This window comes from Mesobacillus maritimus, assembly GCF_019749255.1.
GTDB lineage: Bacteria > Bacillota > Bacilli > Bacillales > Cytobacillaceae > Mesobacillus_B > Mesobacillus_B maritimus_A.
The window spans coordinates 59,999-86,329 of sequence record NZ_JACWFH010000026.1 but is presented as its reverse complement, the minus strand read 5'-3'; the positions used below and the strand labels follow the sequence as shown (position 1 = coordinate 86,329).

The 26,331-nt window shown below is 37.6% G+C and carries 25 protein-coding genes; 5 read left to right on the top strand and 20 right to left on the bottom strand.

Annotated elements, in window-relative coordinates; genetic code table 11:
- Window positions 1-69: 69 nt before the first annotated feature.
- Window positions 70-324 (top strand): hypothetical protein, encoded by a 255-nt coding sequence (locus H0185_RS18385; RefSeq protein ID WP_221874947.1) that lies wholly within the window; start codon window positions 70-72, stop codon window positions 322-324.
- A gap of 76 nt (window positions 325-400) precedes the next feature.
- Here H0185_RS18385 and H0185_RS18380 read toward each other — a convergent pair whose 3' ends face one another.
- The 3 genes from H0185_RS18380 to H0185_RS18370 all read right to left on the bottom strand — a co-directional run bounded on the left by H0185_RS18380 (window position 401) and on the right by H0185_RS18370 (window position 4,065).
- On the bottom strand, window positions 401-976 hold the full coding sequence (locus tag H0185_RS18380) for a M15 family metallopeptidase (RefSeq protein WP_221874946.1): 576 nt from the start codon (window positions 974-976) through the stop codon (window positions 401-403).
- A gap of 150 nt (window positions 977-1,126) precedes the next feature.
- Entirely contained in the window at window positions 1,127-2,587 is a 1,461-nt protein-coding gene (locus H0185_RS18375) for an alanine/glycine:cation symporter family protein (RefSeq protein WP_221874945.1), read from the bottom strand.
- Window positions 2,588-2,745: 158 nt separating this feature from the next.
- Window positions 2,746-4,065, bottom strand: a complete 1,320-nt coding sequence (locus H0185_RS18370; RefSeq protein WP_343223173.1) for an MFS transporter — start codon at window positions 4,063-4,065, stop codon at window positions 2,746-2,748.
- A 388-nt stretch (window positions 4,066-4,453) separates the two neighbouring features.
- Here H0185_RS18370 and yfkAB point away from each other — a divergent pair, with 388 nt between their 5' ends.
- Window positions 4,454-5,581, top strand: a complete 1,128-nt coding sequence (gene yfkAB, locus H0185_RS18365) for a radical SAM/CxCxxxxC motif protein YfkAB (RefSeq protein WP_221874944.1) — start codon at window positions 4,454-4,456, stop codon at window positions 5,579-5,581.
- Here yfkAB and H0185_RS18360 read toward each other — a convergent pair.
- From H0185_RS18360 to H0185_RS18350, 3 genes are all read right to left on the bottom strand, one after another.
- Window positions 5,578-5,898, bottom strand: coding sequence for a hypothetical protein (locus tag H0185_RS18360; protein WP_221874943.1), 321 nt, complete (start codon window positions 5,896-5,898; stop codon window positions 5,578-5,580). The two genes, yfkAB and H0185_RS18360, sit on opposite strands and share 4 nt — an antisense overlap.
- Window positions 5,899-6,379: 481 nt before the next feature.
- A complete protein-coding gene (aroD, locus tag H0185_RS18355) occupies window positions 6,380-7,144 on the bottom strand; it encodes a type I 3-dehydroquinate dehydratase (RefSeq protein ID WP_221874942.1) in 765 nt (254 codons plus the stop codon).
- 57 nt (window positions 7,145-7,201) lie between these two features.
- Window positions 7,202-7,696 (bottom strand): shikimate kinase, encoded by a 495-nt coding sequence (locus H0185_RS18350; RefSeq protein ID WP_221874958.1) that lies wholly within the window; start codon window positions 7,694-7,696, stop codon window positions 7,202-7,204.
- 364 nt (window positions 7,697-8,060) lie between these two features.
- On the opposite strand from H0185_RS18350, the gene H0185_RS18345 reads away from it, so the two are divergent.
- Both H0185_RS18345 and cls read left to right on the top strand, forming a co-directional pair.
- Window positions 8,061-8,465 carry a Fur family transcriptional regulator gene (locus H0185_RS18345; protein WP_246629280.1) on the top strand — a complete coding sequence of 135 codons (405 nt, stop codon included), beginning with the start codon at window positions 8,061-8,063 and terminating at the stop codon, window positions 8,463-8,465.
- 475 nt (window positions 8,466-8,940) lie between these two features.
- Complete coding sequence (gene cls / locus H0185_RS18340; protein ID WP_221874940.1) at window positions 8,941-10,389, top strand: cardiolipin synthase; 1,449 nt, start codon at window positions 8,941-8,943, stop codon at window positions 10,387-10,389.
- Window positions 10,390-10,434: 45 nt separating this feature from the next.
- Here cls and H0185_RS18335 read toward each other — a convergent pair whose 3' ends face one another.
- The 11 genes from H0185_RS18335 to H0185_RS18285 form a co-directional block, all read right to left on the bottom strand.
- The gene (locus H0185_RS18335) at window positions 10,435-11,535 is read right to left on the bottom strand and encodes an AI-2E family transporter (protein WP_221874939.1); all 1,101 of its coding nucleotides are present in this window, start codon (window positions 11,533-11,535) and stop codon (window positions 10,435-10,437) included.
- Between the two features lie 201 nt (window positions 11,536-11,736).
- The gene (narI, locus tag H0185_RS18330; RefSeq protein WP_221874938.1) at window positions 11,737-12,441 is read right to left on the bottom strand and encodes a respiratory nitrate reductase subunit gamma; all 705 of its coding nucleotides are present in this window, start codon (window positions 12,439-12,441) and stop codon (window positions 11,737-11,739) included.
- A 46-nt stretch (window positions 12,442-12,487) separates the two neighbouring features.
- A complete protein-coding gene (narJ, locus tag H0185_RS18325) occupies window positions 12,488-13,090 on the bottom strand; it encodes a nitrate reductase molybdenum cofactor assembly chaperone (RefSeq protein WP_221874937.1) in 603 nt (200 codons plus the stop codon).
- Window positions 13,087-14,589, bottom strand: a complete 1,503-nt coding sequence (gene narH, locus H0185_RS18320; protein ID WP_221874936.1) for a nitrate reductase subunit beta — start codon at window positions 14,587-14,589, stop codon at window positions 13,087-13,089. Before narH ends, narJ begins: the two co-directional genes overlap by 4 nt.
- A complete protein-coding gene (locus H0185_RS18315) occupies window positions 14,579-18,259 on the bottom strand; it encodes a nitrate reductase subunit alpha (protein WP_221874935.1) in 3,681 nt (1,226 codons plus the stop codon). The genes narH and H0185_RS18315 overlap by 11 nt, the downstream gene beginning before the upstream one ends.
- Window positions 18,240-18,536 carry a hypothetical protein gene (locus H0185_RS18310; protein WP_221874934.1) on the bottom strand — a complete coding sequence of 99 codons (297 nt, stop codon included), beginning with the start codon at window positions 18,534-18,536 and terminating at the stop codon, window positions 18,240-18,242. The genes H0185_RS18315 and H0185_RS18310 overlap by 20 nt, the downstream gene beginning before the upstream one ends.
- Before the next feature lie 45 nt (window positions 18,537-18,581).
- Window positions 18,582-18,893 carry a hypothetical protein gene (locus tag H0185_RS18305; RefSeq protein ID WP_221874933.1) on the bottom strand — a complete coding sequence of 104 codons (312 nt, stop codon included), beginning with the start codon at window positions 18,891-18,893 and terminating at the stop codon, window positions 18,582-18,584.
- Window positions 18,894-18,929: 36 nt separating this feature from the next.
- Entirely contained in the window at window positions 18,930-19,352 is a 423-nt protein-coding gene (locus H0185_RS18300; protein WP_221874932.1) for a hemerythrin domain-containing protein, read from the bottom strand.
- A 421-nt stretch (window positions 19,353-19,773) separates the two neighbouring features.
- Complete coding sequence (locus tag H0185_RS18295; RefSeq protein ID WP_221874931.1) at window positions 19,774-20,034, bottom strand: metal-sensitive transcriptional regulator; 261 nt, start codon at window positions 20,032-20,034, stop codon at window positions 19,774-19,776.
- A gap of 18 nt (window positions 20,035-20,052) precedes the next feature.
- The gene (locus H0185_RS18290; protein WP_246629273.1) at window positions 20,053-20,409 is read right to left on the bottom strand and encodes a rhodanese-like domain-containing protein; all 357 of its coding nucleotides are present in this window, start codon (window positions 20,407-20,409) and stop codon (window positions 20,053-20,055) included.
- A 229-nt stretch (window positions 20,410-20,638) separates the two neighbouring features.
- Window positions 20,639-20,944 (bottom strand): hypothetical protein, encoded by a 306-nt coding sequence (locus H0185_RS18285; RefSeq protein WP_221874930.1) that lies wholly within the window; start codon window positions 20,942-20,944, stop codon window positions 20,639-20,641.
- A 458-nt stretch (window positions 20,945-21,402) separates the two neighbouring features.
- Between H0185_RS18285 and H0185_RS18280 the strand changes: the two genes are divergently transcribed.
- On the top strand, window positions 21,403-22,449 hold the full coding sequence (locus tag H0185_RS18280; protein WP_221874929.1) for an LAGLIDADG family homing endonuclease: 1,047 nt from the start codon (window positions 21,403-21,405) through the stop codon (window positions 22,447-22,449).
- 127 nt (window positions 22,450-22,576) lie between these two features.
- On the opposite strand, the gene H0185_RS18275 is transcribed toward H0185_RS18280, so the two are convergent.
- Genes H0185_RS18275 through H0185_RS18265 form a run of 3 tightly spaced genes read right to left on the bottom strand, consistent with a single transcriptional unit; the run spans window position 22,577 to window position 26,037 of the window.
- Complete coding sequence (locus tag H0185_RS18275) at window positions 22,577-24,442, bottom strand: ATP-binding protein (RefSeq protein ID WP_221874928.1); 1,866 nt, start codon at window positions 24,440-24,442, stop codon at window positions 22,577-22,579.
- Entirely contained in the window at window positions 24,432-24,944 is a 513-nt protein-coding gene (locus H0185_RS18270; RefSeq protein ID WP_221874927.1) for an ABC-three component system middle component 2, read from the bottom strand. The genes H0185_RS18275 and H0185_RS18270 overlap by 11 nt, the downstream gene beginning before the upstream one ends.
- Window positions 24,937-26,037, bottom strand: a complete 1,101-nt coding sequence (locus H0185_RS18265; protein WP_221874926.1) for an ABC-three component system protein — start codon at window positions 26,035-26,037, stop codon at window positions 24,937-24,939. Before H0185_RS18265 ends, H0185_RS18270 begins: the two co-directional genes overlap by 8 nt.
- Between the last annotated feature and the right edge of the window lie 294 nt (window positions 26,038-26,331).

Sequence of the window (26,331 nt, the reverse complement as noted above, 5' to 3'; positions counted from 1 at the left end):
AAATTGTTATTTTTGACGGAGTCTATGGCGGAGCTGAACTTTGCGGACCAAACCTTGTTGCTGCAATACATGGGGAAAGCTTTTGAATACCATCATAAAGGTACAGTTGCTTCTATTAAGAATACAGCAGCTGTCGGGAATGTATTTGGCATCAAAATTACTGGCCTTTTTGCTTCAATCATGAAACAAGTGATTGAAGCTAGATACTCATTTGTCCTCGGTAGAGCAATATTGATGTTAAAACAATTTTCCAAACTTCAGAAGCCTTATCAGGTATTTGCTTCCCAAAACAAATCATTCATGGTGCAAGAATCGGTTAGGTGAATTTTTTCAACTAGGAGTAGGGCTAGGGTAGCCTATAATAAAGAAAAGAGGCAACCGAATTGGTTTGCCTCTCTTTTTAATCTGTCATGTCCTTACCTGCGGTCAATGAATGTTCAGGTGGTCTTTTTCCCCTTTGCAAATCATTAAGGCTGAGCCCAAAATCCATTTGTAGGTGCGGATAATCCTTAAAATGCTTCCAGTCTCCACCCCACTCAAAACCTAAACCTTTTGCAATATCGACCACTTCCATCCAATCTGAACGACTATTACCATTTCCGTCATAATCTAAGTCCCAAATCACCTTATTCTCAGGGGTACTTAAAGCAAAGTCCACCGCCAATCCAAAATTATGGAACGACTCCCCTGCTTTAGCATGGGTGACGATGTTCCCTTCTCCTGATCTTCCCTTTGCATAGAGTTTGTCTTGCTCATGAAAACTCCTAAAATCATCGGTTATCACCACTTTAATTCCCTCTTCTGCGGCCATTTGAACTAAGAGGTCTGTATAGTAAATAAGTTCGGGATGCAAGCCTTCAACCGTAGTGACATTCTCGCTTAACTCCGATTTGTTTAAAACCTGATTATATAAAACAATGATGATAAAGACAAAGCAAATTGTAATCACATGCTTGCCAGTTAACTTTAATTTCACCTTTTAATCCTCTTTCATTTAAGTATCCACTACTATATAAAACGAATAATAGGATAAAAAGTTTCACAATTTCTAAAATCAAAGCTAGTGTCTACTTTGGTGAAAACATATAAAAAAAGGAAGCTGGTATACCCACAGCTTCCACTCCTTTTACGATACCTCTTTGTCTTTTCCTTCTTTATAATCTTCTTCCCAATATTCTGCATTTTTAATTCCTAACTTAACAGAGTTAAACACTGGGTCGAGACCTTGCTTTTTCTGCGCTTCATAATCTCGTAATGCAATTAATGCTGGTTTTGCCAAGATTAAAATCGCGATTAAGTTCAACCAAACCATCAAACCAAGTCCTACATCTCCTAATGCCCATGCAAGATTGGCTGTTCTAACAGCTCCATAGAAGGTTGCAACTAAAATTACAATTTTCAGAAGGAACATCGCTACCTTACTATTTCTCCCTCTAGATAAATAAGCAACATTGGTTTCTGCCATATAGTAATAAGCCATGATGGTTGTAAATGCAAAGAAAAATAATGAGACGGCAACAAACCCAGCCCCAAAACCAGGTATAGCTGATTCTACTGCTGCCTGTGTATAACCAGGACCCGCTTCAACACCAGCTAGATTTTCTACAATAGGTGTCTCTCCGTCTGTACCAACAACATTGTATGAACCTGTAAACAAAATCATAAATGCTGTTGCCGAACATACTAACAATGTGTCAACATAAACGGAAAACGCTTGGACTAACCCTTGTTTTGCTGGATGTGAGACCTCTGCTGCTGCTGCTGCATGTGGTCCAGTTCCTTGTCCAGCCTCGTTGGAATAGATCCCTCGCTTTACCCCCCAGGCAATTGCACTTCCGACAATTCCTCCAAACATGGAATCGGCTCCAAACGCACTAGTAAAAATCAAACCAAATACAGAAGGAACCTCAGTGATGTTCATCCCGATAATAATTAATGCGACAAGCATATAGCCTATGGCCATAAAAGGGACAGCATATTGTGCAACTAGCGCAATTCTTTTTACACCACCAAAAATAATTAATCCTAATAATACCACTAAAATAATACCAGTAACTGTCGTACTAATACCAAATGCATTTTCCATCCCCGAGGCGATTGAATTTGACTGAATCCCAGGCATCAGGATACTCATAGCTAGCAAAGCAGCTAATGCAAATATCACTGCAAACCATTTAATTCCTATTCCTTTTTCAATATAATAGGCAGGACCACCACGGTAAACCCCATCTTGTTTTACCTTATAAATTTGCCCTAAAGTTGATTCAACAAAAGCACTGCCGGCACCAATAAAAGCAATAGCCCACATCCAGAATACCGCTCCAGGTCCACCCATAGCAATTGCCGTGGCAGTTCCTGCAATGTTACCAGTTCCAACACGGCCTGACAGAGCTAGGGATAAAGCTTGAAATGAGGAAACCCCAGCAGATGAAGCTTTCCCTTTAAACATAAGCATAACCATGTCTTTAATATGCCTGACTTGCAAAAATCTTGTTAAAATAGAAAATAATAACCCTACACCTAGACAAATATAAATGACCGGTGTGCTCCATAAAATACTATTAAGCCAATTAACTGCATTTTCCAACTTGATTCCCTCCCTTTAAAATATTAAATTTTCTTTCTATTTTGAATTATATGCAAAAGCATTCCGGAACACAATCATTATTTTTAGCTGTGTAAGGTAATCTAACAAAAAAAAAAAAAAATCTAACTCCGAAAGGAATTAGATTAAACTAGATTTGGTTATTTTTTAAGGTCCACCTGTATCTCTGCATTCTTTCGTGAATAGTAATACCATATGACTACAGCACAGAGAACATAATAGACAACAAAAATGGATAAGGCCAGGCTAACATTTCCTGTTGCTTCAATGGACCACCCGAATATACTTGGTATAAAAAATCCACCAAACGCTCCTATAGCTGATGCTAACCCAATCGCGGCAGGCGATTCCATTGGCCCAAAAATAATAGGAAACATCGTGAAGATTGAACCATTTGCTATTCCTCCGGATGCAAACAGTAGTAAAAAAGATAAAAAGAAACCTAAAAAGCTTTTGGTTCCCTCTTGGACAAAGAAAATAATCCCCAAAATGCCAATGACCATGATACAAACATCTAGTAGCGAAACTTTTGCACCACCAAACTTGTCCGCCAAATATCCCCCTACTGGTCTCCCGATAGCTCCCAATAATGGTCCTAAGAAAACGAGTTGGATTGTACTAATATGCGGAAATTCCCCTTTTAATAAGAGAGGAAAGGCCGCAGAATAACCGATAAAAGAGCCAAACGACATGATATATAAAATTGTCATTAAATACATATGTTTCCTTTGAAATACCTTTAATTGACTGGACAACTTTGGCTTTTCGAGAGGCAGATTGTCCATCCCAAATAAGGCTAAAAGGGAGAATACCACAATGGGAATGGCCCAAATGAATGCGCCATTTTGAAGCCAGACTGACATAGTACCATTTCCAGTATCAATAGTCTGTGGGGCGCCACCTAGTACTCCAAAGATAGGGATAGTGATGACAATTGGAATGATAAATTGCGCCAAACTAACTCCAAGGTTCCCTAGCCCTCCATTTATCCCTAGTGCGGCACCTTGTCTTTCTCTCGGAAAAAAAGTACCAATAGAAGCCATAGATGAGGCGAAGTTCCCTCCTCCTAATCCACAAAGTGCAGCTAGGATCACCATGATCGAATAGGGTGTATTCGTGTTCGTTAAAGCCCAACCTACTCCGAGTACGGGAACTAACAGGATAATAGAGGATAAAAACGTCCAAGTCTTCCCGCCAAGGTAAGTAACACCTATTGAATAAAAGAAACGTACCATTGCACCAGTTAAAGCCGGAATGGCTGTCAGCATATAGACCTGGTCAGTACTGTAATTAAATCCAGCGTCAATTAACTGAAGTGATAATATCGACCAAATCTGCCATACACTAAAAGCCGTAAGTAAATTACAAATGGAAATCCATAGATTTCGGTTAGCAATACGCTTCCCCTTACTTTCCCAAAAAGGAGCATCATTTGGATTCCAATAATTCGTTTGATTCACAACGACCCCTCCACAATTAATTACGAACATAGTTTTCACTGACACTAACTTTCTCATTCAAAAAGGAACGCATTCATTCCACAAAAAAACTATGGAATAAAAGAATTCCATAGGACCTTAATTACAACTTAAATTAAATTTCTCGTGTATTGTAAGTGGTGATTTAATCTCCATGTTCATCTAAGGATAGAAGCATAGATAGAAAAGTAAAAAGTGTACCTTGTCTTTTACTGCTCTCTAACCATACAAGTTTTGTAGATTTAATGCATATGCATTAAAAAAGTGGTTTAATAACCTATAGCCTGATCTTTTTCATTGTGTCTGAATCATTAATGAAAAGATTGAGATACCACTTACAGAAAGAAAGAAATTCTAAGGGAGTGTTCATTTGTCATTATCTACAAAGAAGCCAATTAGTCCTGCCCATGATCCCTGGGAGGCCTATTTGGATATTACTCAATTCCAAAAGCCCGTTTTATCCAATATTGAACTAACTACCACAACCTTATGTAATATGCGTTGTGAACATTGTGCAGTAGGGTATACATTAAGTCCAAAAGACCCTGATGGTCTACCCATTCAACTTTTAATTAATAGGTTGGAACAGATTCCTCATTTACGTTCTCTCAGCATAACAGGTGGAGAACCAATGTTGTCTGGAAAATCAGTCGAAAACTATGTTCTTCCTCTGTTGAAATATGCCCATCAAAGAGGTGTGTACACACAAATCAACTCTAACTTGACACTTGATATAAGTCGTTATGAAAAGGTTCTCCCCTTCCTTGACGTTCTTCATATTTCACATAATTGGGGAACTGAAACAGAATTTATTGAAGGCGGTTTTGCAAGAATGGAGCGAAAGCCGTCTATCAAACAACGAGAAGCTTTATTTAGAAGAATCATTGAGAACAGTAGAACCATATCCGAGAGCAATGTTCTCGTTTCCGCGGAAACGATGCTAAACAAACGGACATTGCCTTATCTCGAAAAAATCCATCGCCAAATTACTGAAGAGATGAAATGCCAACGCCATGAGATCCATCCAATGTACCCTTCAGATTTTGCATCATCACTCGAGTCTTTATCACTCGAAGAACTGCGTTATGGAATTAAACAGTTACTTGACTTCCGCGACCAAGATATCTGGATGCTTTTCGGCACTCTTCCCTTTTATGGTTGTAGCAATAACACTGAAGATTTAGCGTTACTAAAAAGACTTTATTCCGAGAGAAATGTTACCATTCGAAATGATCCTGACGGACGCTCAAGGTTGAATGTCAATATTTTCAGCGGAGATGTCATCGTGACAGACTTTGGCGATACCCCTCCTCTTGGAAACATCAAAACAGATTGTCTCGAGGATGTCTACCAAGAGTGGGCAAATACAACCCTAGCAAAATCGCTAAGCTGTCATTGCTCAGAAATAAAGTGTCTCGGTCCGAATATCCTTGTGAAAGATAAATATTATCCAGAGATAGATTTTCAGAAACAAAAGGCCACCATTGTAATGAACTAGTTGATTGCAAAAGCTGGCTTTGTAAAGTTTGTCGCTAAAATCCCAAAGCCAATTTCACGTTGGAACGCTTTTTTGTTGGTTAAAAATAAATTCGCAAGCTCTTTCTCATCGGATGGTTCTTTTATATAAGCTGTGTTAATGGTGGGTGTTGATTTTCGCTCCAGACACATCGCTTTCACCGGGCTTGCCGGGCGCTTAAGCGCCTGCTGGGTTTCACATGCCCCGTACTGGGTTGTGCTCGGACTGTCCAGGTAAGAAAAAAAGAAATCGAGTCCGAATGAAGTAGGGTTCGGACAGATGAAGGTGCGAAAAGACAAACAGAGTCCGAATGAGAGTGGAGTTCGGACAGAGGAAGGCGTGAAAAGACAAATAGAGTCCGAATGGGCGTGGAGTTCGGACAGAGGAAGGCGCGAAAAGCCAAACAGAGTCCGAATGAGAGTGGAGTTCGGACAGAGGAAGGCGTGAAAAGACAAATAGAGTCCGAATGGGTGTGGAGTTCGGACAGAGGAAGGCGTGAAAAGACAAATAGAGTCCGAATGGGCGTGGAGTTCGGACAGAGGAAGGCGCGAAAACGGAAATCGAGTCCGGATGTACTCCCACAGGAGTCTTCGTGCCTTCCGCTCCAATCAATGAATGAAAAACAACAAAGTCCTTTACACAGCCTTTATATAAAAGCCATTAAATAGTTTTCACTATGAAAGTAGAGAAAAGCTTTTATTGCACAAAAAGGTTTGAGGAAAAGGGACATTACAAATAAAGAAAGTACCTTGACTGTAAGTCAATGGTACTTTTTTCCTTTTATAAACCTCTATGCATAAGCGCTAAGAACTCCCGCAACTGGGAAACAGGTAACTGCCCAGGGGCAGATGTTTTCTTTGCTGCCCCAAAAGTTAATGCCGAGCCAAAAACCTCCCCTGCAATCCGAGTAACCATTCCTTTCCCTGCCATAGACATCGTGATAATCGGACGATCTGCGTAGTTTTCGTTCATTTCCATCGTTGCCTCGAGTAAAGTCAGTACATCCCTAGGATGTTTCGGCATAACAGCAATTTTAGGTAAATCCCCTCCCAATTCCTGTGCTTTTCGCAAACGGGAAAGGATTTCTTTTTTTGAAGGTGTTTTTAAGAAATCGTGGTTCGATAAAACAACAAAAATATGATGAGAATGAGCCATTTCAATAAGCTCTTTCAAGTCATTTTCTAAACTAAACAGCTCCAAATCAATTATATCTACCATTCTAGTTTCCATTACTTCTATATATAGTGCTTTATAAGCTTCAGGGGTAATTTGTCTTTCTCCCCCTTCCTTTGCAGTTCGAAAGGTAAACAACAAAGGAATTTCAGGTATAATAGATTGGATTTCATTAAGGGCTTCTATAACCTTAGAAAAATTTTCAACATTTTTAAAAAAATCTACCCGCCATTCAATTACATCTAAATCGATCGTCCGAAGGAATTTAGCCTCTTCAACCAGTTGTTCAACTGTTTCTCCTACCATTGGAACACAGATTTTTGGAGTGCCTTCACCAATTGTTACATTCTTTACCCTTACTGTTTTTTTCATTGAGATCCCCCCAAACCTAAAAGATTTGATAACTAGCTTAGAATTTGAACATGGATATTACTCATTTAACTCCCAAGCAAGTTTCAGGGAATTAACAATATAATCCGCAACTTCTTCAATCTCTTGATGATCCGTTTGAACTTTTGAATGATGGGCTGAATAGACTTCCTGTCTTTTATAAAAAAGCTCTTCAATTTCTTCGATTGATTTTCCTTGAAGAACAGGGCGACTATCGATAATCATACTAATTCGTTCTTTCCAAGATTCCCATGATAAATCGAGAAAAAAGACAATGCATGAGGATAAGCATTCTTTACGGATTTCCTCTTGCAAAAATGCCCCTCCCCCCACCGAAATAATACGGAGCTTTTGCCTACATTGTTCTATAACAATTTCTTTTTCCCTTTGTCTAAATGCCTGTTCCCCAATCTCCTCAAAAATTTTGGTTACAGGCATATTAAATTCCTTTTCTATCTCTTCATCTATATCAACAAAATCACGGTAGAGCTTTTTCGCTACCAACTTTCCAATCGTTGTTTTTCCTACACCCATAAATCCTATAAACACGATGCTTCTTTCTTTAAGTGGTATTTGTCGTTTTTCCAACTCCCCTAACCTCCTTAACGTAACAGCTACATTATAGATGAAAAAATTTCCACCGTAAACTTGTCTTTATACGTTTTATTTATAATGATTTTAATTTAGTATTGATTTTCACTTTAAATATGATATTATATAATTATAGTTACCTAGTCCACATTACTAAAAGGCCATACATTGCTTCCAGACTCATCACTCCATTCTCAACCAAGAATATTATTCTCATTCAGGTCTTTATCATGATGTGATCAATGGTTGTTATTGTATTTCCATAAATTAACTAAAAGGGATGGTTACGTTGGACGAAACTAAAACCATGGAATTGATCCCCCACTTAAAGGAACGCGGCCTGAGAATTACGCCTCAAAGATTATTAATTTTAGAAGCGATTATTTCTCAAGAAGGTCATCCAACAGCCGAAGATATTCATCAATATATTCCATATACGAGTTTAACTACAATCTATAATAATCTTAAACTCTTTGTTAAACTTGGAATTTTAAATGAATTACCGTACGGAAATGGATTAAGTAAATATGAGTTAAATCATTCAAAGCATTACCATGTCATCTGTCAAGAATGCGGAAAGATTGTTGATTTTAATTATCCAAATCTTAAAGAAGTAGAACATGTAGCGTCAGAGTTAACAAATTTTCATATTCTCTATCATCAGTTCGAAGTCTATGGTATTTGTTCTTCATGTCAGGATGAAGAGTCATAAAATAAATGTTGCAAACTGCAAGGACAATTGTTGAAAGGGTGGATTAAATGATTGCTGAAAAGAAAATATGCCCTAAATGTCAGAAGGAAATCAAGCAATTAAAGCACAGTGTTCTCTGCGATTGTGGATTAAGATTAAAATCGATTAAAGCAATTGTCTCATAGGAACTCAAAAAAAAAGGAATAGAAACTGACCAAAGGTTCACTTATGTCTTTACTGACAACTAGAACCTTTTTTATTTGCTCTTCTGCCTTGTTCTCTAAATTCTCAGTTTGAATTTGAGACCTGTAATTATGTTTTTCCCCCTAGATCTTTTATTTCTCACTTCCTCGCTAGTCATTTGGTATGCCCCTATGATAACTTGTTAATATGAACAAACTAATAGCTCTCCTATCATGTGAAATCATGATAGTTGCTTTATGAAAAGTAAAATTCTAGTTATAATGGATATAAAGACTTGTCAGGAAGGGAACTTATGAATATAACCACCATTCTCCTTAGTTTGGTACTTATCCTTAACATTGTATTTGCTTTTGTCGTTGTCTTTGGCGAACGACGTGATGCGAGTTCTGCATGGGCATGGCTACTCGTCTTGTCTTTTATACCTGTTCTGGGTTTTTTCCTTTATTTATTTCTAGGACAGAACTTAAGTCGTGCTAGACTTTTTAATTGGGAAGATAAGAAAAAGATTGGGATTGAGCAAGACATTGAACACCAGTTAGAAGAAATACGTTCTGGCACTTTTCATTACCATAAGGAATCAGAGTATAATGCTCAAGAATTAATATTTCTACACTTATTAGGGAATGATGCTCCACTCACTCGGGATAACTCCGTTGAGATTTTCACAGATGGTCGAGCAAAATTTGAACGGCTCCTAAAGGATATTCAATCAGCGAAACATCATATCCACATCCAATACTACATAATAAAGAAGGATAATTTAGGAAAGCGAATCCGAGATACTCTAATTGAAAAAGCCAAGGAAGGTGTTAAGGTCCGCGTTTTATATGATGAGCTCGGTTCTAGAGGATTAACAAGGAATTTCTTTGAAGAACTTCGTAAAGCAGGCGGAGAAGTAGAAATCTTCTTCCCTTCAAAATTTAGATTAGTTAACTTCAGACTTAATTATCGAAACCACCGTAAAATCGTGATTGTCGATGGTCAAACAAGCTATATCGGCGGATTTAATATTGGGGATGAATACCTTGGTCTAAATCCACGCTTTGGCTACTGGCGCGACACCCATTTGAGGATTCAGGGAACCTCTGTCCATGCAATTCAAACGCGTTTTATCTTGGACTGGAATCAAGCTTCTTATAGCCATGATATTGATTATGATCCTGTTCTGTTTCCTAAACCAAGTACTGATTGTCATGTCGGTATACAGATTGTGACAAGTGGTCCGGACTCTGAGTGGTCACAAATTAAAAATGGCTATATTAAAATGATTTCACTCGCGAAAAAATCAGTCCTTATCCAAACACCCTATTTCATTCCCGATGCGAGCCTGTTAGATACGATTAGAATTGCATGTCTTTCTGGTGTAGATGTGAAAATTATGATTCCAAACAAGCCCGATCATATTTTTGTCTACTGGGCCACATTGTCAAATGTTGGGGAACTTTTAAAAGCAGGTGCAAAAGTCTATATTTATGATAACGGCTTTCTTCATGCAAAGACCGTTGTCGTTGATGAAGAAATTTCATCTGTCGGCACCGCAAATATTGATATTAGAAGTCTGAATTTAAACTTTGAAATCAATGCCTTTATCTATGATAAAAAAATCGCCAAGGACCTGACCAATACCTTTGAACGTGATGTTTCAACATCGACTCTCCTTACTTGGGAGCAATATCAAAATCGCTCAAAATGGATTCAATTAAAGGAATCCGTTTCAAGGCTTTTATCACCCATTCTTTAGAATAGAAAAGAGGCTAGCAGATTAGCTGCTTAGCCTCTTTTCTATTTAGGTTTCAATTTTAATAGTCGCTTCTTTCCTTAGCCTTAAAAAACGAACGGTATTTAAAATAATCGTCTTGGCTACGGCATAAGTTGGCACTGCGAGAACCATGCCAAGGATTCCAGCAAGGTTGCCTGCCACCAACAAAATGATAATAATAGTTGCCGGATGTGTATCCAGAGATTTTCCAAGTATTAACGGTGAAAGTAGATTTCCTTCTAATTGCTGAGCAATAATAATCACAACAAGAACCAAGGCTGCCTTAGCCGGTGAATCAAAAAGTCCTACAATTACAGCAGGAGCCCCGCCGATTATCGGACCTACATATGGAATAATATTGGTTACGGAGACAATTAGAGCCATGACCAATGCATATGGTAAATCAACAATCAGAAACCCAATAAACGAGAGCGTCCCTACGAATAGAGCAACCGTAAACTGCCCCTGTATGTATGCAGATAGAGTCTTTGCAGTATCTTCAAGCGTTTCTACTCCCTGTTTACGGTAAGCAGCTGGAATGAATTTTGCAATGTTCGCTTTTAACTTATGTCCATCCTTAAACATGAAGAATAATAAAAATGGGACGGTCACGATGGTAACGGTAATATTGGCAATCCAGCCGACAAGATTGGAGATACCATTTGTTAACCGATCTGGGAGCGTATTAGCGTATTCAGTAATACGTTGCATAACCTCCTCTTGCGTAACGTATCGCTGGTTCATCAGCCATTGATATTGCTCCGTAGTAGCAAAAGTATTAAAAAACCTCTGTGCTTCTCGTGCATATCCGGGGATATCATTCACTAATTCCATGATTTGTCTTGAAATAATGGGCACAAGATTACCAATTGCTAACACTAACAAGCTCACTATCCCAACATAAAGCAAAATAATCGCAATCACTCTAGGAACTTTCCATTTAACAAGGAGATTGACTAAGGGATTAAATAAGAAAAATAGAAAACCTGATATAATGATGGGGAAAAACAAAGTTGAAACAAATACACCAACCGGTTCAAATAAAAATGAGATTTTTGAAGAAACATAAATGATGGTTAAAACAATTAAAATTTGCAACGCCCAATACTGAAATTTTCTTTTGGCCACATTCTCACCTTTTCTTCTATTACAGATAAAACTATTATATCAATTTTTACCTATTTTTGCTTATAAAAATACTCTAACCATTCCTGTAAAACGCTAAATCAATCAAAAAGGTCGAAAATACTATCCAAAGTATCTTCGACCCTTTTTTTCATTCCCTCTTTCCCACACTATCCACTTTGTATCTCTTATGGATCGTCGCCATTAAAGTTTATTACCCTCATTTTTCCGATACCCATCACGGGCACGATATTGTTGCGGTGCCCTAGTTGGGTACCGAACAGGAAAACTAAACATGTGAACTAGCTTTGTAAAGGGGATGGATGCAAATAACAGGAATGACAACACAACATGGACCTTAAAAAGTGTTGGAACCCCTAGCATCAATCCTGACACTGGGTTGAATGTAAATAAGCTCCGAAACCAGGGGCCAATTGTTAACCGGTACTCATAGGCAACTACTGTAGTGTTGTAGATAATCGTCATATAGGTCCCTAGGCCTGCTACAAGCAATAATAGGACAATTGTAAAATAATCTCCGAATGAGGTGTGCGCTTTTACCCTTGGAAAAGAAAATTTACGTATGAGGAGAAAAATTAACCCCATCACCACCATAAGGCCAGCAAATCCACCACCAACAATCGCAAATATATGATACGTGTGATCGTCAACACCCAATGAATTGTACACCTCAATTGGAATTAATACCCCCATCAGATGCCCAACAAACGCGAAGATAATTCCATAGTGGAAAACAATGGAGCCAATCCGCAACCACTTTTTCTCAAAAATCTCAGTGGATGGTGCTGTCCAACTTTTCCCGCGGTAAATAAACCGGTAAAAAGTTGCTACAATGAGGATTGTCCCACAAATGTATGGAAAGACCGTCCACAATAAAAGTGCTTCCATAACCAACCTCCTTTTAAGTCATGCTATCCTAAAGCATGTTCAACCATTATTGATAGGTCAACGGATAAGGCATTTCATCTAAATCCGCTACTTCACGTTGGTTTTCTATGAGATGGATTTCCTCTGCTTCGGGTTCTTCAAAAACAAACTTCGTTAAAATAGAAAATGCCTGTGAATAAGGATTGCTACTTCCTAGATTATTGGCGATGCGATGGACAGCGATTGACATACGCCGTGAAAGTCGGCAAAAGTTTTCTTCATCGGGTGCATGGGCCAACAGTTCAAGTAGCATCGGGATATAGTCAACTAATTCCTTTCCTTCATATTCAAAGCCTGCTTCACAAACCATCTTTTGCAATTTGATCAAGGCACCCCCGCGCTTGCGACTATCTCCTAACTCATGTGATGTTAAATAAAGTCCGGTTGCCTCTTTGTAATCAAATGTTTCCACATAAAGTTTCTGAAGATCAAGCAAAGGGGTCTCGTAAAGCGGCTCTAACCGCTCTACGATTTCCTTCCTCTTTCCTGCCGATGATACCTCACTTATCACTAATTCCTTCATTGAGGTAAATTCTTTACGATAAGATTCCTGAGGATAGTCTAATACCCTCGACATGATGATTAGAATTGCTTTTTCCTCGTTTGTCATAGACCTTCACTTCTTTCAAACGGATAGGTCACCATTCCCTCTGGTGGTGCTAGATCTTCAATACTGCATGCTCCTTGCTTGTAATGTAAATCTTCATCCATTTCACGGCGTCCTGTCGGGATAACAAACCGTTCATTGTATTTAGCAACCCCAAGTAACCGAGCCATGTCTTCTAACTCTTCTATTGTAATATCTGCTTCTTGCAACAATTTGCTCTTTTTCATATCATCGATGCCTCCCACTGTTTTGGCACGCATATGAACTCGCATGGCAGCCATTTTTAACAGTACCTTACGGATGACTGTGGTATCATCAGCTGATAACAGTGAGGCTAAGTATTGCATCGGAATTCTCATATCATCAACAGCTGGGATATACCCTTCAGCACTCAATTGGCTCTCATTTGTAATATGGCTCATTATTGGACTGAGTGGTGGGACATACCAGACCATCGGTAAGGTTCGATACTCAGGATGGAGTGGCAACGCAATTTTCCACTTCATCGCCATTTTATAGACAGGTGACTCCTGGGCACTTTCAATCCAGCTACGATTAATCCCCTGCTCTTCTGCTTTTGCAATCACTTCTGGGTCAAATGGATCTAGAAAAACTGAGAGCTGAGATTCATATAAATCTTTTGGATCTTCTACTGATGCTGCCTCTTTCACCTTATCCGCGTCATATAAAAGAACCCCGATATAACGAATGCGCCCAACACAAGTCTCTGAACAAACTGTTGGTAGTCCAGCCTCCGTTCGTGGATAACAGAAATTACATTTCTCCGCTTTATGGGTATTCCAATTATAGTAGACTTTATGATATGGACAGCCATTTGTGCAAAAGCGCCAGCCCCGACATGCATCTTGATCAACAAGGACAATTCCATCTTCATCCCGCTTATACAATGCACCAGACGGGCATGAAGCAACACATGATGGATTTAAGCAATGCTCACATATTCTTGGCAAATACATCATAAAGGTCTTCTCATACTCCATTGCAATATGTTCTTGTAATTTTTGGACGTTCGGATCCATTGGCACAACTTCACTTCCGCCAGCTAGATCATCATCCCAGTTGGAACCCCATGTTGGTTTATCGATATAGTCACCGGTAATCATGGACTTTGGTCGTGCCACCGGAATATTCTCTTTCCTTGGACTCTTGATTAAATTTTGATAATCATAAGTCCATGGTTCATAAAAATCGTCCATCTCCGCCATGTTTGGATTATAAAAAATGTTTGCCAATTTTGAAATAGGTCCTCCCGCTTTCAAATGGAGCCTTCCATTCCGAAGTGTCCATCCTCCTTTATAGCGGTCGGTGTCTTCCCACGACTTAGGGTAACCTGGTCCAGGGCGTGTCTCAACATTGTTATACCAGACATATTCCATCCCTGGACGGTTGGTCCAAACATTTTTACATGTTACAGAACAAGTATGGCAGCCGATGCATTTATCCAAATGCATTACCATGGCTACCTGTGCTTTAATTTTCAAGCCAATCGACCTCCTTTAGTGGCCTGACTATTGCTAATGTGTCGCGCTGGCTTCCAGTCGGTCCATAGTAATTAAAGCCGTAGCTTAGTTGTGAGTAACCACCAATCATATGGGTTGCTTTTGGATAAATTCTTGTCACACTATTATGGGTCCCTCCACGGTTTTTATTGATTGTATTAGCTGGAACCCCCATTGTTCGGTCCTGTGCATGGTGCATATAGATTGCTCCCCGAGGCATCCGGTAGGTCACGACTGCTCTAGCAGCAACAGCCCCATTTCGGTTGTACACTTCAATCCAATCATTGTCTTTAATTCCAATTTCCGCGGCATCTTCTTCATTCATCCAAATCACCTGCCACCCACGGAATAATTGAACCATGTGCGAGGATTCAGTAAACATCGTATGAATTCCCCACTTCTGATGGGGCGTCATATACCGAAGCGTAATCGATTTACCGTTATTAGCAATCTCTTTTTCCCCTTTTACAAATGGTCCTCGATTAATTGGCGGCAAATACAAAGGAAGAGCTTCCCCATAATCAAGCATAACCTCATGATCTAAATAAAAACTTTGACGTCCAGTCAGTGTATGCCAAGGGATATGATACTCCTTGTTAACAGTAAACGGTGAATAGCGTCGGTTATCATTCTCTAACCCGCTCCATACAGGTGTTGAAATCGTTTGACGAGGTTGAATGGTCAAGGCATCTAAGGTAAAGTCCTCATCTTCACGTCCTTCAGAAATATGCGCTAACTTTTTACCTGTTTTTTCCTCTAATGATTTCCACCCTTCAACTGCACGTTTCCCATTTGTTGCACCCGACATAAGCAAGATTGCATTGATGGCTTGTCTATCTGAATACAACGAAGGATAGCCTTTGCCAACCCCTTCCTGTTTTGACTTCCCTAAGCGATCAAGGAGAGATTGATACACTTTATCCCCTGGAATCTTGACCCCTTTGGTTCCGTAACCATTTTTAATATTGGGTCCGACTGTAATCCACATATCATACACATTTGGGTAATCGCGTTTGACAAAATTAAAATTCGGCATCGTTTTCCCTGGAATCGCCTCGACTTCCCCTTTACGCCAGTCTTTGACTTTTCCCCGTGGCTGGGCAATTTCATTGACTGTATCATGGGCAAGAGGCGACATAACTAAATCTTCTTGTGCTGGAAGATGTTCCTTGGCTAGTTCAGAAAATTGTTTTGCAATCTCACGGAAAGCAGCCCAGTCGCTTTTCGTTTCCCACGGTGGACTAATCGCTGCATTAAATGGATGGATAAACGGATGAAGATCTGTTGTACTGATATCCTGTTTTTCATACCACGTTGCCGCTGGTAAAACAATATCTGAAAACAATCCTGAACTAGTCATCCTAAAGTCCATACTGACAAATAAATCGGTTTTCCCTTCCGGTGGGGTTTCGGTGATATTGACATCCTTAGGCTGCCAGGATTGTTCAACATCTGAAAGTACTGTATCTTTTGAGCCTATTAGGTGCCTTACGAAGTACTCGTGCCCTTTCCCACTATCACCGAGCAAATTAGATCTCCAGTTAAAGAATACGCGCGGGAAATTTCGCGGATCATTTGGGTTTTCAATCGCAAAATCAAGCTTTCCGTCTGCTAACTGCTTCGCCAGATCATCGATAACTGCCTTGTCATCTTTGTTTCGTGTTCGCGCATCCTTCATTACATCCAAAGAGTTTTGCGAAAGCTGTGGAAAGCTTGGTAGCCACCCTAATCGTGCGGACATGGCATTAAAGTCAGCTGGATGCATGTTGGTATATTTACTACCCCATTTGGTTTGAACTTCATCAAAATTATATTCATAACGGAATTGTTCAGTCGCAAAGTAAAAGAAGGACGTGCCATTCATGAAACGAGGTGCTTTTACCCAATCATTTGCAAAGGCGATTTGTGAAAAGCCTTCTAGCGGACGCACCTTTTCCTGACCTACGTAATGAGCCCAACCTCCACCATTCGTCCCTTGTGAACCTGTTAATAGAATCAGATTTAAAATCGAACGGTAAATTTGATCACTATGGAACCAGTGGTTTGTCCCACCACCCATGGCAATCATCGACTTTCCTTTTGTTAGAGCAGCATTTTCCGCGAACTCTCTCGCTACTTGAATTACATGTGCTCGATTTACCCCAGTGATACTCTCCTGCCATGCAGGTGTATAAGGTCTGTCGGCATCATTATAATCGCTCGGATAATCTCCTTGGAGACCGCGATTCACTCCTGTATGAGCAAGCATCAAATCAAAGACAGTCGTAATGATTAATTCGTTTCCATCTTTGTCTTTTATCTTCTTAATCGGAACACCGCGCTCGACGGTCTCTCCCTGTTCTTTCGAGAAATAAGGAAATTCTACCATCACTTCAGAATCCTTTTCGTTAAGGAAGCTAAGTAAAGGGTTAATTTCAGATTCGTTTTCTCCAGTTAAATCCAGGTTCCATTTATTGCTTTTATCCCAACGGAAACCTACACTTCCGTTTGGAACCGCAAACGTTTTTGTACTTTCATCCCAAACCACTGTTTTCCATTCAGCGAGCTCTTGGCTATCCCCGATATCGGAGGCACGTAAAAAGGTATCCGAACGGAAGTTACCATTGTGTTCTTTCAACGTAATTAGGTAAGGCAAATCGGTATATTGTTTCACATAGTCAGTAAAGTAAGGAGTTTCTTTATCGACGTAAAACTCCTTTAAAATTACATGTGTCATAGCCATGGCAAGGGCACCATCAGTCCCAGCTTTTGCAGGAAGCCACATATCGGCAAATTTTTCGTATTCTGCGTAATCAGGACTAACTCCCACAACTTTAGTTCCGTTATAGCGTGACTCCACCATAAAGTGGGCATCAGGTGTTCTAGTCTGAGGAATATTCGTACCCCAAATAATGAAATATTTTGTGTTGTACCAATCTCCACTTTCAGGAACATCTGTCTGGTCTCCCCAAACTTGAGGCGAAGCGGGCGGCAAATCGGCATACCAATCATAAAAGCTTAAAATGGTTCCGCCAATTAAAGATAGAAATCTCGTTCCACCTGAATAGCTAACCATTGACATCGCCGGAATCGGACTAAATCCAACAATGCGGTCTGGACCATATTTCTTAATTGTATAAATCGTCGACGCGGCAATCATTTGGCAAACATCTTTCCAATTACCGCGGACAAAACCACCTTTCCCACGAGCCGATACATATTGAGCACGTTTTTTCGGGTCACTAACGATATTCTCCCAAGCTTTGATAGGGTCATCTGCCTGTTTGAGCTCTTCTTTCCATAATGCATAGAGGTCACTGCGAACATACGGATATTTCACCCGTGTTGGACTATATGTATACCAAGAGAAGCTTGCTCCGCGAGGACATCCCCTTGGTTCGTAGTCTGGAAAATCATCGCCCGTGGAAGGATAATCAGTTTGCTGGGTTTCATAGGCAATGATTCCGTCCTTAACATGTATTCTCCAGCTACATGAACCTGTACAATTAACACCATGTGTGGAGCGGACGATTTTATCAAACGCCCAACGACGACGGTAGACGGATTCCCAGTCACGTGGTCGTGGACTTTCCTCTGTCCAGCCATCATTGATACGTTCTCCTCGAACAAGATGTTTTAGTGAGTGTAGCAAATCATTTTTCTTTTGCTTCATCGAGGCTATCCCACCCTTTCTGGTCATTAGCTAAGGGGTTAAAATTCTCTCCTACTAACCGAAATGATTCATTTCCCATCTTGAATTCCGCAAGAAAGGTTTTCCAATTTGGAGCATTGGCAGCACCAAGTATTAATGCTTGCAAGGTACTGTAGTCGTTAATTTCATATATTTGTTGGATGATGTCTCCTGAAATCTCTCCGAACCGCATCCGAAGCACAGCAATCAAATCCTCTCTGTCATCAATCAGCAATGCATCATTTTTTAACTCAAACAATCGACTCTCAGCTCCTTTTATTGATTTTTTCATATAGTAGCAACGTTAGACTTTAATCCTATTAAAGTAATCAGCAATTAATTGTTGCTTGCATTTATCCGCGGTCTCCGTAAAAAAAATGGCAGTTTCTTCATCTGGTTTTGATGCTTGTTCAAAACTTACAAACGTTGTAACAGACTGTGTAAACGATGAAGAAAATTGTATAGTTACCTCAAATCCTTCTTCTGTTTTCACCGTGGTTGCGTGAAGGTCATAGGGATGGAGGTTAACCTTTGAAAAAATATCAACCATTTCTTGGTATAATGCGGGTGCCGAAAAGCGTAGCAACCTTACTTCAATGTCATTATGTTGAACCATATCGGTCCCCTTTCCACTCCTTTATTTTCCAAACTATCATTTGCTATTTGTTAGTAGCCTATTCATTTCATCTTCATTATGGATTTCGTCAATGATAATCAACGAATCTAATAAAGAAAGCATTCTGTTGTCCACATCTTCTGCATGTAGTCGTTCTTTCATATTCGAGACAATCCTCCGCATCAAATCATGGTCTCGAGTTAATTCGTGAACAACCCTTTCTAACTGTGGGTTTTCCTTCACCATATCTTTATACAAGCCTTCTTCTTCTGCTGCTGCATGCTGTAAAGTCCTAGATTCCCAGTGTTCAATCACTACCGCTGCAACTTGTAGCGCTTTTTCTACATCGTCGCTTTCAATGCACTTTCTGAATAACTGCCGTAATTCTTTTGCTTCATTAAGAGCTGCTTCATGTATAGAAGAATGGGAGTCTTGTTTCTTTAAACTAGGTCCTGACAATTATCTTCATCCTTTCAACAAATGATTAGTAAGTAGGATCTTTCCTCCTATCATCCTATCCATTTTCGTCTCCGGTAAACTTTGAGTTTTTTTCTCGTATGCGCTTCTACATTTAGGTTTAATTTTCCAAATTTTAACTAAAATATTCACAGAGTGGTCCTTATTGTAAATAGCGATTTACCTAAAAAAAGAGAACCTACCAGTAGGTTCCCTTCACTTTTGATTGGTTTCTTCTTTAGTTTTAATGTGTAAACTGACTTTTTCTCAAAGCTACTACCAGGCCAAGCTCATCTGTACAACATTAATGACCTACGTGTTTCGGAGCGGCAAACAATATATTTTTTGTTCTTTATTTCTATTTTTTATATTACTTATATAGGTATAATAATAAGCAAAAAAAAGAGCGGTCACCTCGTGAAAACTATCTGCTTTTCACGAGAAGGTTGACCGCCTCTTTAATAAATTCATCTGTTTTTTCGCCATTTTTCTCAGCCTCAAGAACACATTCAACCAGGTTAGAACTAACAATCACACCTACAGTTCTATCCACTGCAGATCGTACTGCTGATAACTGTGTAATAACATCTTTACAATCTTTTCCTTCCTCCATCATTTTCAAGATTCCTCTAAGCTGGCCTTCCATCCGTTTCACTCTATTCTTAATTTGATCATTATATTCCATTGGTAATGCTCCTTTCTATTACGCTGATTTTTGTTGACGCTTACCGTTTCCATTAATGATTGTATAGCTCATGACTTTAAATCCTCTTTTACGTAACAAACGGATACCCATATTCTTTTCAAGATGGTCGGAAGCGATAACATGAACCTTTTTACTTCCTATTTCTTGATAGTTCCTTTTCAAATAGGCAATTGGGATGTTTATTGACTTTGGAATGGGATAATTATAGGATTGGTTATATTCTCTGATATCTACAACTTTAATTGATTGGGTATGTAAATCCGTTAAGATCGTGGACTGCACCCCAGTAACCGGAACATATCTAACATATACTACGCCTACTATGAGGCTAATTAACAATATCATATAAAGCATTTTTATACCTCATTTTATGAAAGAATGACTTACAGAAAATATGATATACCCCTAAAGGTATAATGTCAAGTTCAACTAATATATTCAATATTTTACCAAAAGGTTATACAAGATTCTAAGCATTTCAACTATCTTAATCAAAAGCTCTCTTTCTCACACTTTGTTGCCTATAGAGCAACAAAGTGTGAGAAAAGTGAAAAAAGCCCACTTTATTGTGGGCATTTTAGTTCTACTTCTTTTGTTTTTCTTCGTTTGCTGGTAACAGCTCCTTGGAAAACTCAGTCAATGTAGCCAAATTTGGCATTTGACCTCTTTTTCCTATATTCAGGGATTCCATTAAGGTGGCTATATTTTTTTCTGGCTGGATAGAATCATCGTGCCTTTTTTTCATAAATCCAAACACCGCCGCACCTGCTAAACCTAATCCAACAATGGATGCACTAATGGTCCCTCTATTGTTTTTCTTTTTACCGAACATCCTGAGAAGATTTTGTGTTTTCTTTGTATTTAAAATCGAGGTCATCGGATTGTTCACTCTAAGCACTTCCTAAAATAATAATTTGGAAAAGCAATTTCTTTTTTCGCCTTCCATACTTTAAATATGTGCAATATAAATAGTAATCATCCTGGCAAAGTTTGTTCAAAAACAAAGAAAAAACATCACAAATTCTGTGATGTTTTCTTGATGATTCCGACTGGGTTCGAACCAGCGACCTCTACCCTGTCAATTTTGTATAGCAAAAACAAACTAGTTCATCTGAGTTAATTAAGTCTAAAAAAGCCTGATACATTAAGGTTTGTTCTAATCTTAAAATAAGCTCAGTTAAATAAATTAAGCTCAAAAAAATAACTCTGTTAACAAATCTGTTAGCAAAATGTGAGCAAGCAATGTTTACAGAATGGCTGAAAAAATGATGCTAAAGTAATTACTAAATTAAGTATTTTTTAGCATACCTCAAGCAAGTGGTCCAATAAATTCTTGAGGTGAGTTTCTTGATACAAGAAGGACAATTAATTTATGCAAAAACAAAGGGCTTAATACCAATTGAGGAATTAAAAATTGGTGATTCAGTTTTTACAGGAGAAGGACATTTTGCTAAAGTCATTAATATTCGAAAAAAAGAACATCGTGGAATTACAACAAAGCTTGAATATTTCAGATATAACATCCCTCTCATCTGTGACAATGAGCAATTGATTTTAATACATAATGATGAAGTGGATTATCCATTTTGGCAACCTGTTCATAGGATTCTCCCTAACGATCTCATATGTATGCCCAAACCGCAATTCATCAAGGATACGAAAATATTACCTGTCAAAAAGGCATATAGCTCTAATCCAAGATATAAGGACGTACCCGAAAAAATTGAATTAAACAAACAACTCCTTGAGTTATTCGGTACATACTTAGCAGAAGGATGCTGTTCCCTTCACGATACGAAAGGAAAATTCATAAGTATTTCTGGTCATACGAGGGAAATGCCATTGCTTGAAAAGATTGCATATTTTATTCAAGAAGTATTTGGTGTCAACTCGACTATTTATAAAAGTTCTTCAGCTGAAAGTGGGATAGAGCTTCGTGCATATTCCATTGATTTAGCACTTTGGTTCTCTAATTTATTTGAGCAAGGTGCTAAGAATAAAAGAATACCAGATGTACTTATGGAATTACCGCCAAAGAAGCTGCTTTACTTATCCAACTCATATATTAGTGGAGATGGTTATCAAAGAAAGAACCAAGCAGAATTTACAACAGCTAGCAGTGAACTTGGCTATCAAATGATTTTGATATTTCTTAAATCAGGGTTAATTCCTAATTTGAGAAAAAACAAAAAATATAATGTAAGTCACTGGGTTGGTGGTTACACCCTTGAGGGATTACCCTCTAACAGCAAGTTAAATATGCAAGACCAGTATTTTGTTTATCATCCAGTTAAAAGTGTATCAAACTATAAACAGAAAAAAAAAGCATTTTCCCTTCAATTAGAAAGTGTAGATTCAGTAGTTGTTGGTCAATGCACATTAAGAACTAGATAATCATTGATAAATAAACATTACTGAATAGAATCAGCAGGATACAGCATTCATTTCGCTGTAATCAAACAAGAGTGCGATAATGGCTATTTTCGCACTCTCCTTTACGATGTAAGTTACAATTTCTTATTTACATAAACCCATATCTCCCTCTATTTCTATCCCTTGTAAATTCAATACAATTAATATCAATAGTTGGTATTTGAAACTTATTTTCAAAAATTATTATTTGAAGATTTTTTTCATTTGATAGGGTGTTGATGAATCTTTCCTTTAAATCCTCCGGAACTTTTTCTTCTGGTAATTCATTTTCTTTTTCTTGGTAAGTAGTTAAAGGTGAATCAATCACTACAAACCCTATATGTGGAAGATTGTTATCCCTGCAAAATTTCATAAAGCTTACTAAAAATACCGAATAAATGATGGCTCTATAGCCCTTTCCATAAACAGATCTAGCTTTACCATTTATAATAAAATCATTTGCCGTTGAATCAAATTCAACATTTTCATTTCCATGTTTAACATCAGGAAAACTCATGTCCAGTAGATAAGAGTTCATAATTTTACACAGTTGATCCAAATGATTATCTATTAAATATTTTATGTTATTAGATGAACTTTGATTAGCAGATTTGTTATTTTCTATCTGGTTAGAATCTGATACTTCTAATTGAAATCTATACAATTTTTGTTTTAGATATCCAATTTTCTCTTTTATTAATTTTTCATCAACTGCTCTATTTATTTTGTTTTCCAATGAAGTTCTTGTCGGTTTTAGTTCCTCGTCTATTCTCTCTTTTATATCATGATATCTTTTTTCAAGCATACTAATATCATGGTTTATAATATGATTTTCGTTTTCCAAATTATTTATAGTCATAGTTAAATCGTTAAGATTAAGTAGTATTTTTTTCTTTTCAGCGTTGTACGAAGCAAAAAGCACCTCAGAATTAATATCTTGGATACTTTCTGGATCTCTATGACGTGAGTGTCTATCTGAAACTAATTTCCCACCACAGGTAGGACAGTTTTCAATAGCCAATTTTGAAATTATCTCTCCACCTTCTAAAATAAATTCTAAGCGTTGAAGATCAGAGTTAAACTGCTCTGTTAGTAACTTAAATCTTTTAAGCAGCTCACGATTCATCATTTTTCTAGTTTTTAGTTTTTCGATATTTTCAAAGGTGCTTTTCAATTTACTGCTTTGCTCTTCAATTTCAGAGGTCACAAATAGCAACTCTTCTGAATAAGAAACTTCATTATTAGATTTTATTTTTTCTAGAGTAAGTAGTTCTCGCTTTGTTTCATCTATTAATTCAGTAATTAAGATATTTGAAGCTTCTACTTTATTCTGTACTTGTTTCTTTTTCTTGCTAGATTTTTGATCCGATAAATACGTTAAATAAGAAGTGTGCTGTGCAGAAATAAGATAGTAAAATAAATTCAATTCAACCGTCTTCGAGGTATATTGCCCAGTAGTAATTAATGAGTCATCGGTGATAATACCCATTTCTGTCACAAGAGAGAAGTACAATAAGTCCCTTATTGCAATATTCCTATATTTATTCTCTCTTATATGAGTTTTAATTTTTGTATCCGGATTTATCCCACTAAACTCTAAAAGTTTAGTGGAAATTAAATTCTTGGAACCTCTTGTATTTACTGTAATACTTTCTGTGTCCTTTTCTATTTCACTAAATGGACAGTCATAAATGCTAATTTTATTCTTTGAAAACGTTCTTTTCAATGTAAAAATTGAATTATAGTATAAGGATTTTATCTCTAGATATGCATCATGGAAATCACTATTTTCTGGTATTTTTTTAGGTAGGGTATTTGATCCCAAAAGATATTTTATACATTGATAAATGTATGTTTTTCCAGTATCCGTTGGTCCATAAATTATATTTAATCCATTCTTCAACTCAATTTCTCTTGTCTCTTTATTATTTGATACTACAAATTTATTTAATCTCAAGCCCAATTTACTGTCCATAATTCCCTCGCACTAATGCTTCATATTCAAACTCACTACCCCATAATTGAATACCATCATTTACTAATGAAACTAGTTGTTGTGTACTTAACATACCGTAATTACTTAATGCCCATTCAGATAGATTCCTCAGTTTAATAGAATAATTACTATTCAATAGTTCTAAAAATAGTTTTGTCGTTTTATTTGATTGATAAAATATGCCATCTTGATTATGTGTAATATTTACTAACCCTCGGCTTACTAGCATTTCTAGCCCTTCTATAATCAATTTTCTTCTTATTATTATTTCTGAACTTCTAAATGGTAAAGAAGGATGTAGATTTTTTTGTCTTTCATCTAAATCTTTTGCATGAAGAACAATGTAGTCAAAAATAATTAATCTATCTATATCAAAAGTATCAGCAGATGCATTGTTTAATAATACCAAGGTCCTTAACGCTACCTCTAGAGGGGAATTATAAAGTAAATTGTTATTTATTAAGTCACCATTATTAATCATCTCTAACCACCCAAGAAATTTTATTATCGTTAGCTAGATGATGGCATATTCCATGCTTGTCATCATCCTCTACTACACTAGTTAAAGGATTTCCTGAAAGCAGTAAACTTCTTGCTGTCTTTGTAGTCTCCTTTACTCTCATAAAGCCACTAGTAAAGTCAGATTCTACAGTATCAATAACGCCCATATATACCGCATCTTTTAATTTTTCAAAAGCACTAGATCCTTCAGGTAAAGTATCCCTCTCGAATAATGCAAGTGAATGTGCTTTGTGATAGTGAATACGTTCTCTATTTAAATGATTAATATATTTTATATGCGAAGAAAGGTCTTCAGGAGCAGCAAAATGCATACCCTTATCTTCACTATATGCCTCAATCAATTTTGTTATATACATTAATTCTGAATCTTGGATTTCAGCAGGAGTAATCGATTCCTCCCTAAATTTATTAAATCCCCCTCCGAACCTCGGCACGTAGTATGGAGTCATTCTATGCTGTTCAATAATTTCAAGAGGATCTAGGAAGCCAACGATACTAAAATCGAAATCTTCAACATACTTCTTAAAAGCCCCAGTTAATTCTACTTGCTCAGTATCTGTTATATGTTTTTTACATTTGCTATCCCAATTTTGAATTAAATACTTTTTCAAGAGTTTTGGATTCTGTATGTAACTTTTGAGTAACGGTCCTAAACCTTTTGAAGTAGCGAACAAGTACTTCCTTGGAATTGTGAAATCTTTATTATATGTATAGTAACATAATTTTCCAAATTCAACCCAAACCTCACTAGGTTTCAATGGGTCTTCGTAATGCTTACACTGATAGCAGTCCCATATATCCCCTTTCTCATCCAGCCATGCCACTACATCTCTACCTTTATCACCAGCACCAGAATTTCGATAAACCTTTTTATAACCTTGTATTTTATACAAGTATCCACTCGTCCATTCCTGTATGAAAACTTCAAATTCAGATGGAGAAAAAAGTGTTAGTAAATCTATTGAAGGTATGGTTATTGCTAAGCCATATAATATTTGTTGATTTGTAATATTACTAACAACTGGTTTAGTTACTTCTACTAAGTGTTCCATATATAAATACTCCTAATTGTATCTAGCAATTAAACAATCCTAACAAGCATCAGTATAAAACGCTATAAATCTATTTAAATTTCTAATATATATTACTTTAAATAGATAATGTTGGATCGTTATTACTTTTATAATTCCAAAAGACCTATTTTTTGGATAACTACCTAGGCATTTTCACTCAATTCAAATCAAAAAATATATTATAAGCACTCTACACTACTACATTTTTAAAATACCCTCTATACTAGTTAACCTCTTATTTATACCCTTTCGACAAAATAAGACGAATTTCCT

Coding starts and splice junctions, on each gene's coding strand:
- H0185_RS18385 (WP_221874947.1), top strand. CDS start 70: ATGGGGAAAGCTTTTGAATACCATCATAAAGGTACAGTTGCTTCTATT.
- aroD (WP_221874942.1), bottom strand. CDS start 7,144: ATGAAAAAAACAGTAAGGGTAAAGAATGTAACAATTGGTGAAGGCACT.
- H0185_RS18350 (WP_221874958.1), bottom strand. CDS start 7,696: ATGGGTGTAGGAAAAACAACGATTGGAAAGTTGGTAGCGAAAAAGCTC.
- H0185_RS18345 (WP_246629280.1), top strand. CDS start 8,061: ATGGAATTGATCCCCCACTTAAAGGAACGCGGCCTGAGAATTACGCCT.
- cls (WP_221874940.1), top strand. CDS start 8,941: ATGAATATAACCACCATTCTCCTTAGTTTGGTACTTATCCTTAACATT.
- narI (WP_221874938.1), bottom strand. CDS start 12,441: ATGGAAGCACTTTTATTGTGGACGGTCTTTCCATACATTTGTGGGACA.
- narJ (WP_221874937.1), bottom strand. CDS start 13,090: ATGACAAACGAGGAAAAAGCAATTCTAATCATCATGTCGAGGGTATTA.
- H0185_RS18315 (WP_221874935.1), bottom strand. CDS start 18,259: ATGAAGCAAAAGAAAAATGATTTGCTACACTCACTAAAACATCTTGTT.
- H0185_RS18305 (WP_221874933.1), bottom strand. CDS start 18,893: ATGGTTCAACATAATGACATTGAAGTAAGGTTGCTACGCTTTTCGGCA.
- H0185_RS18295 (WP_221874931.1), bottom strand. CDS start 20,034: ATGGAATATAATGATCAAATTAAGAATAGAGTGAAACGGATGGAAGGC.
- H0185_RS18290 (WP_246629273.1), bottom strand. CDS start 20,409: ATGCTTTATATGATATTGTTAATTAGCCTCATAGTAGGCGTAGTATAT.
- H0185_RS18275 (WP_221874928.1), bottom strand. CDS start 24,442: ATGGACAGTAAATTGGGCTTGAGATTAAATAAATTTGTAGTATCAAAT.
- H0185_RS18270 (WP_221874927.1), bottom strand. CDS start 24,944: ATGATTAATAATGGTGACTTAATAAATAACAATTTACTTTATAATTCC.
- H0185_RS18265 (WP_221874926.1), bottom strand. CDS start 26,037: ATGGAACACTTAGTAGAAGTAACTAAACCAGTTGTTAGTAATATTACA.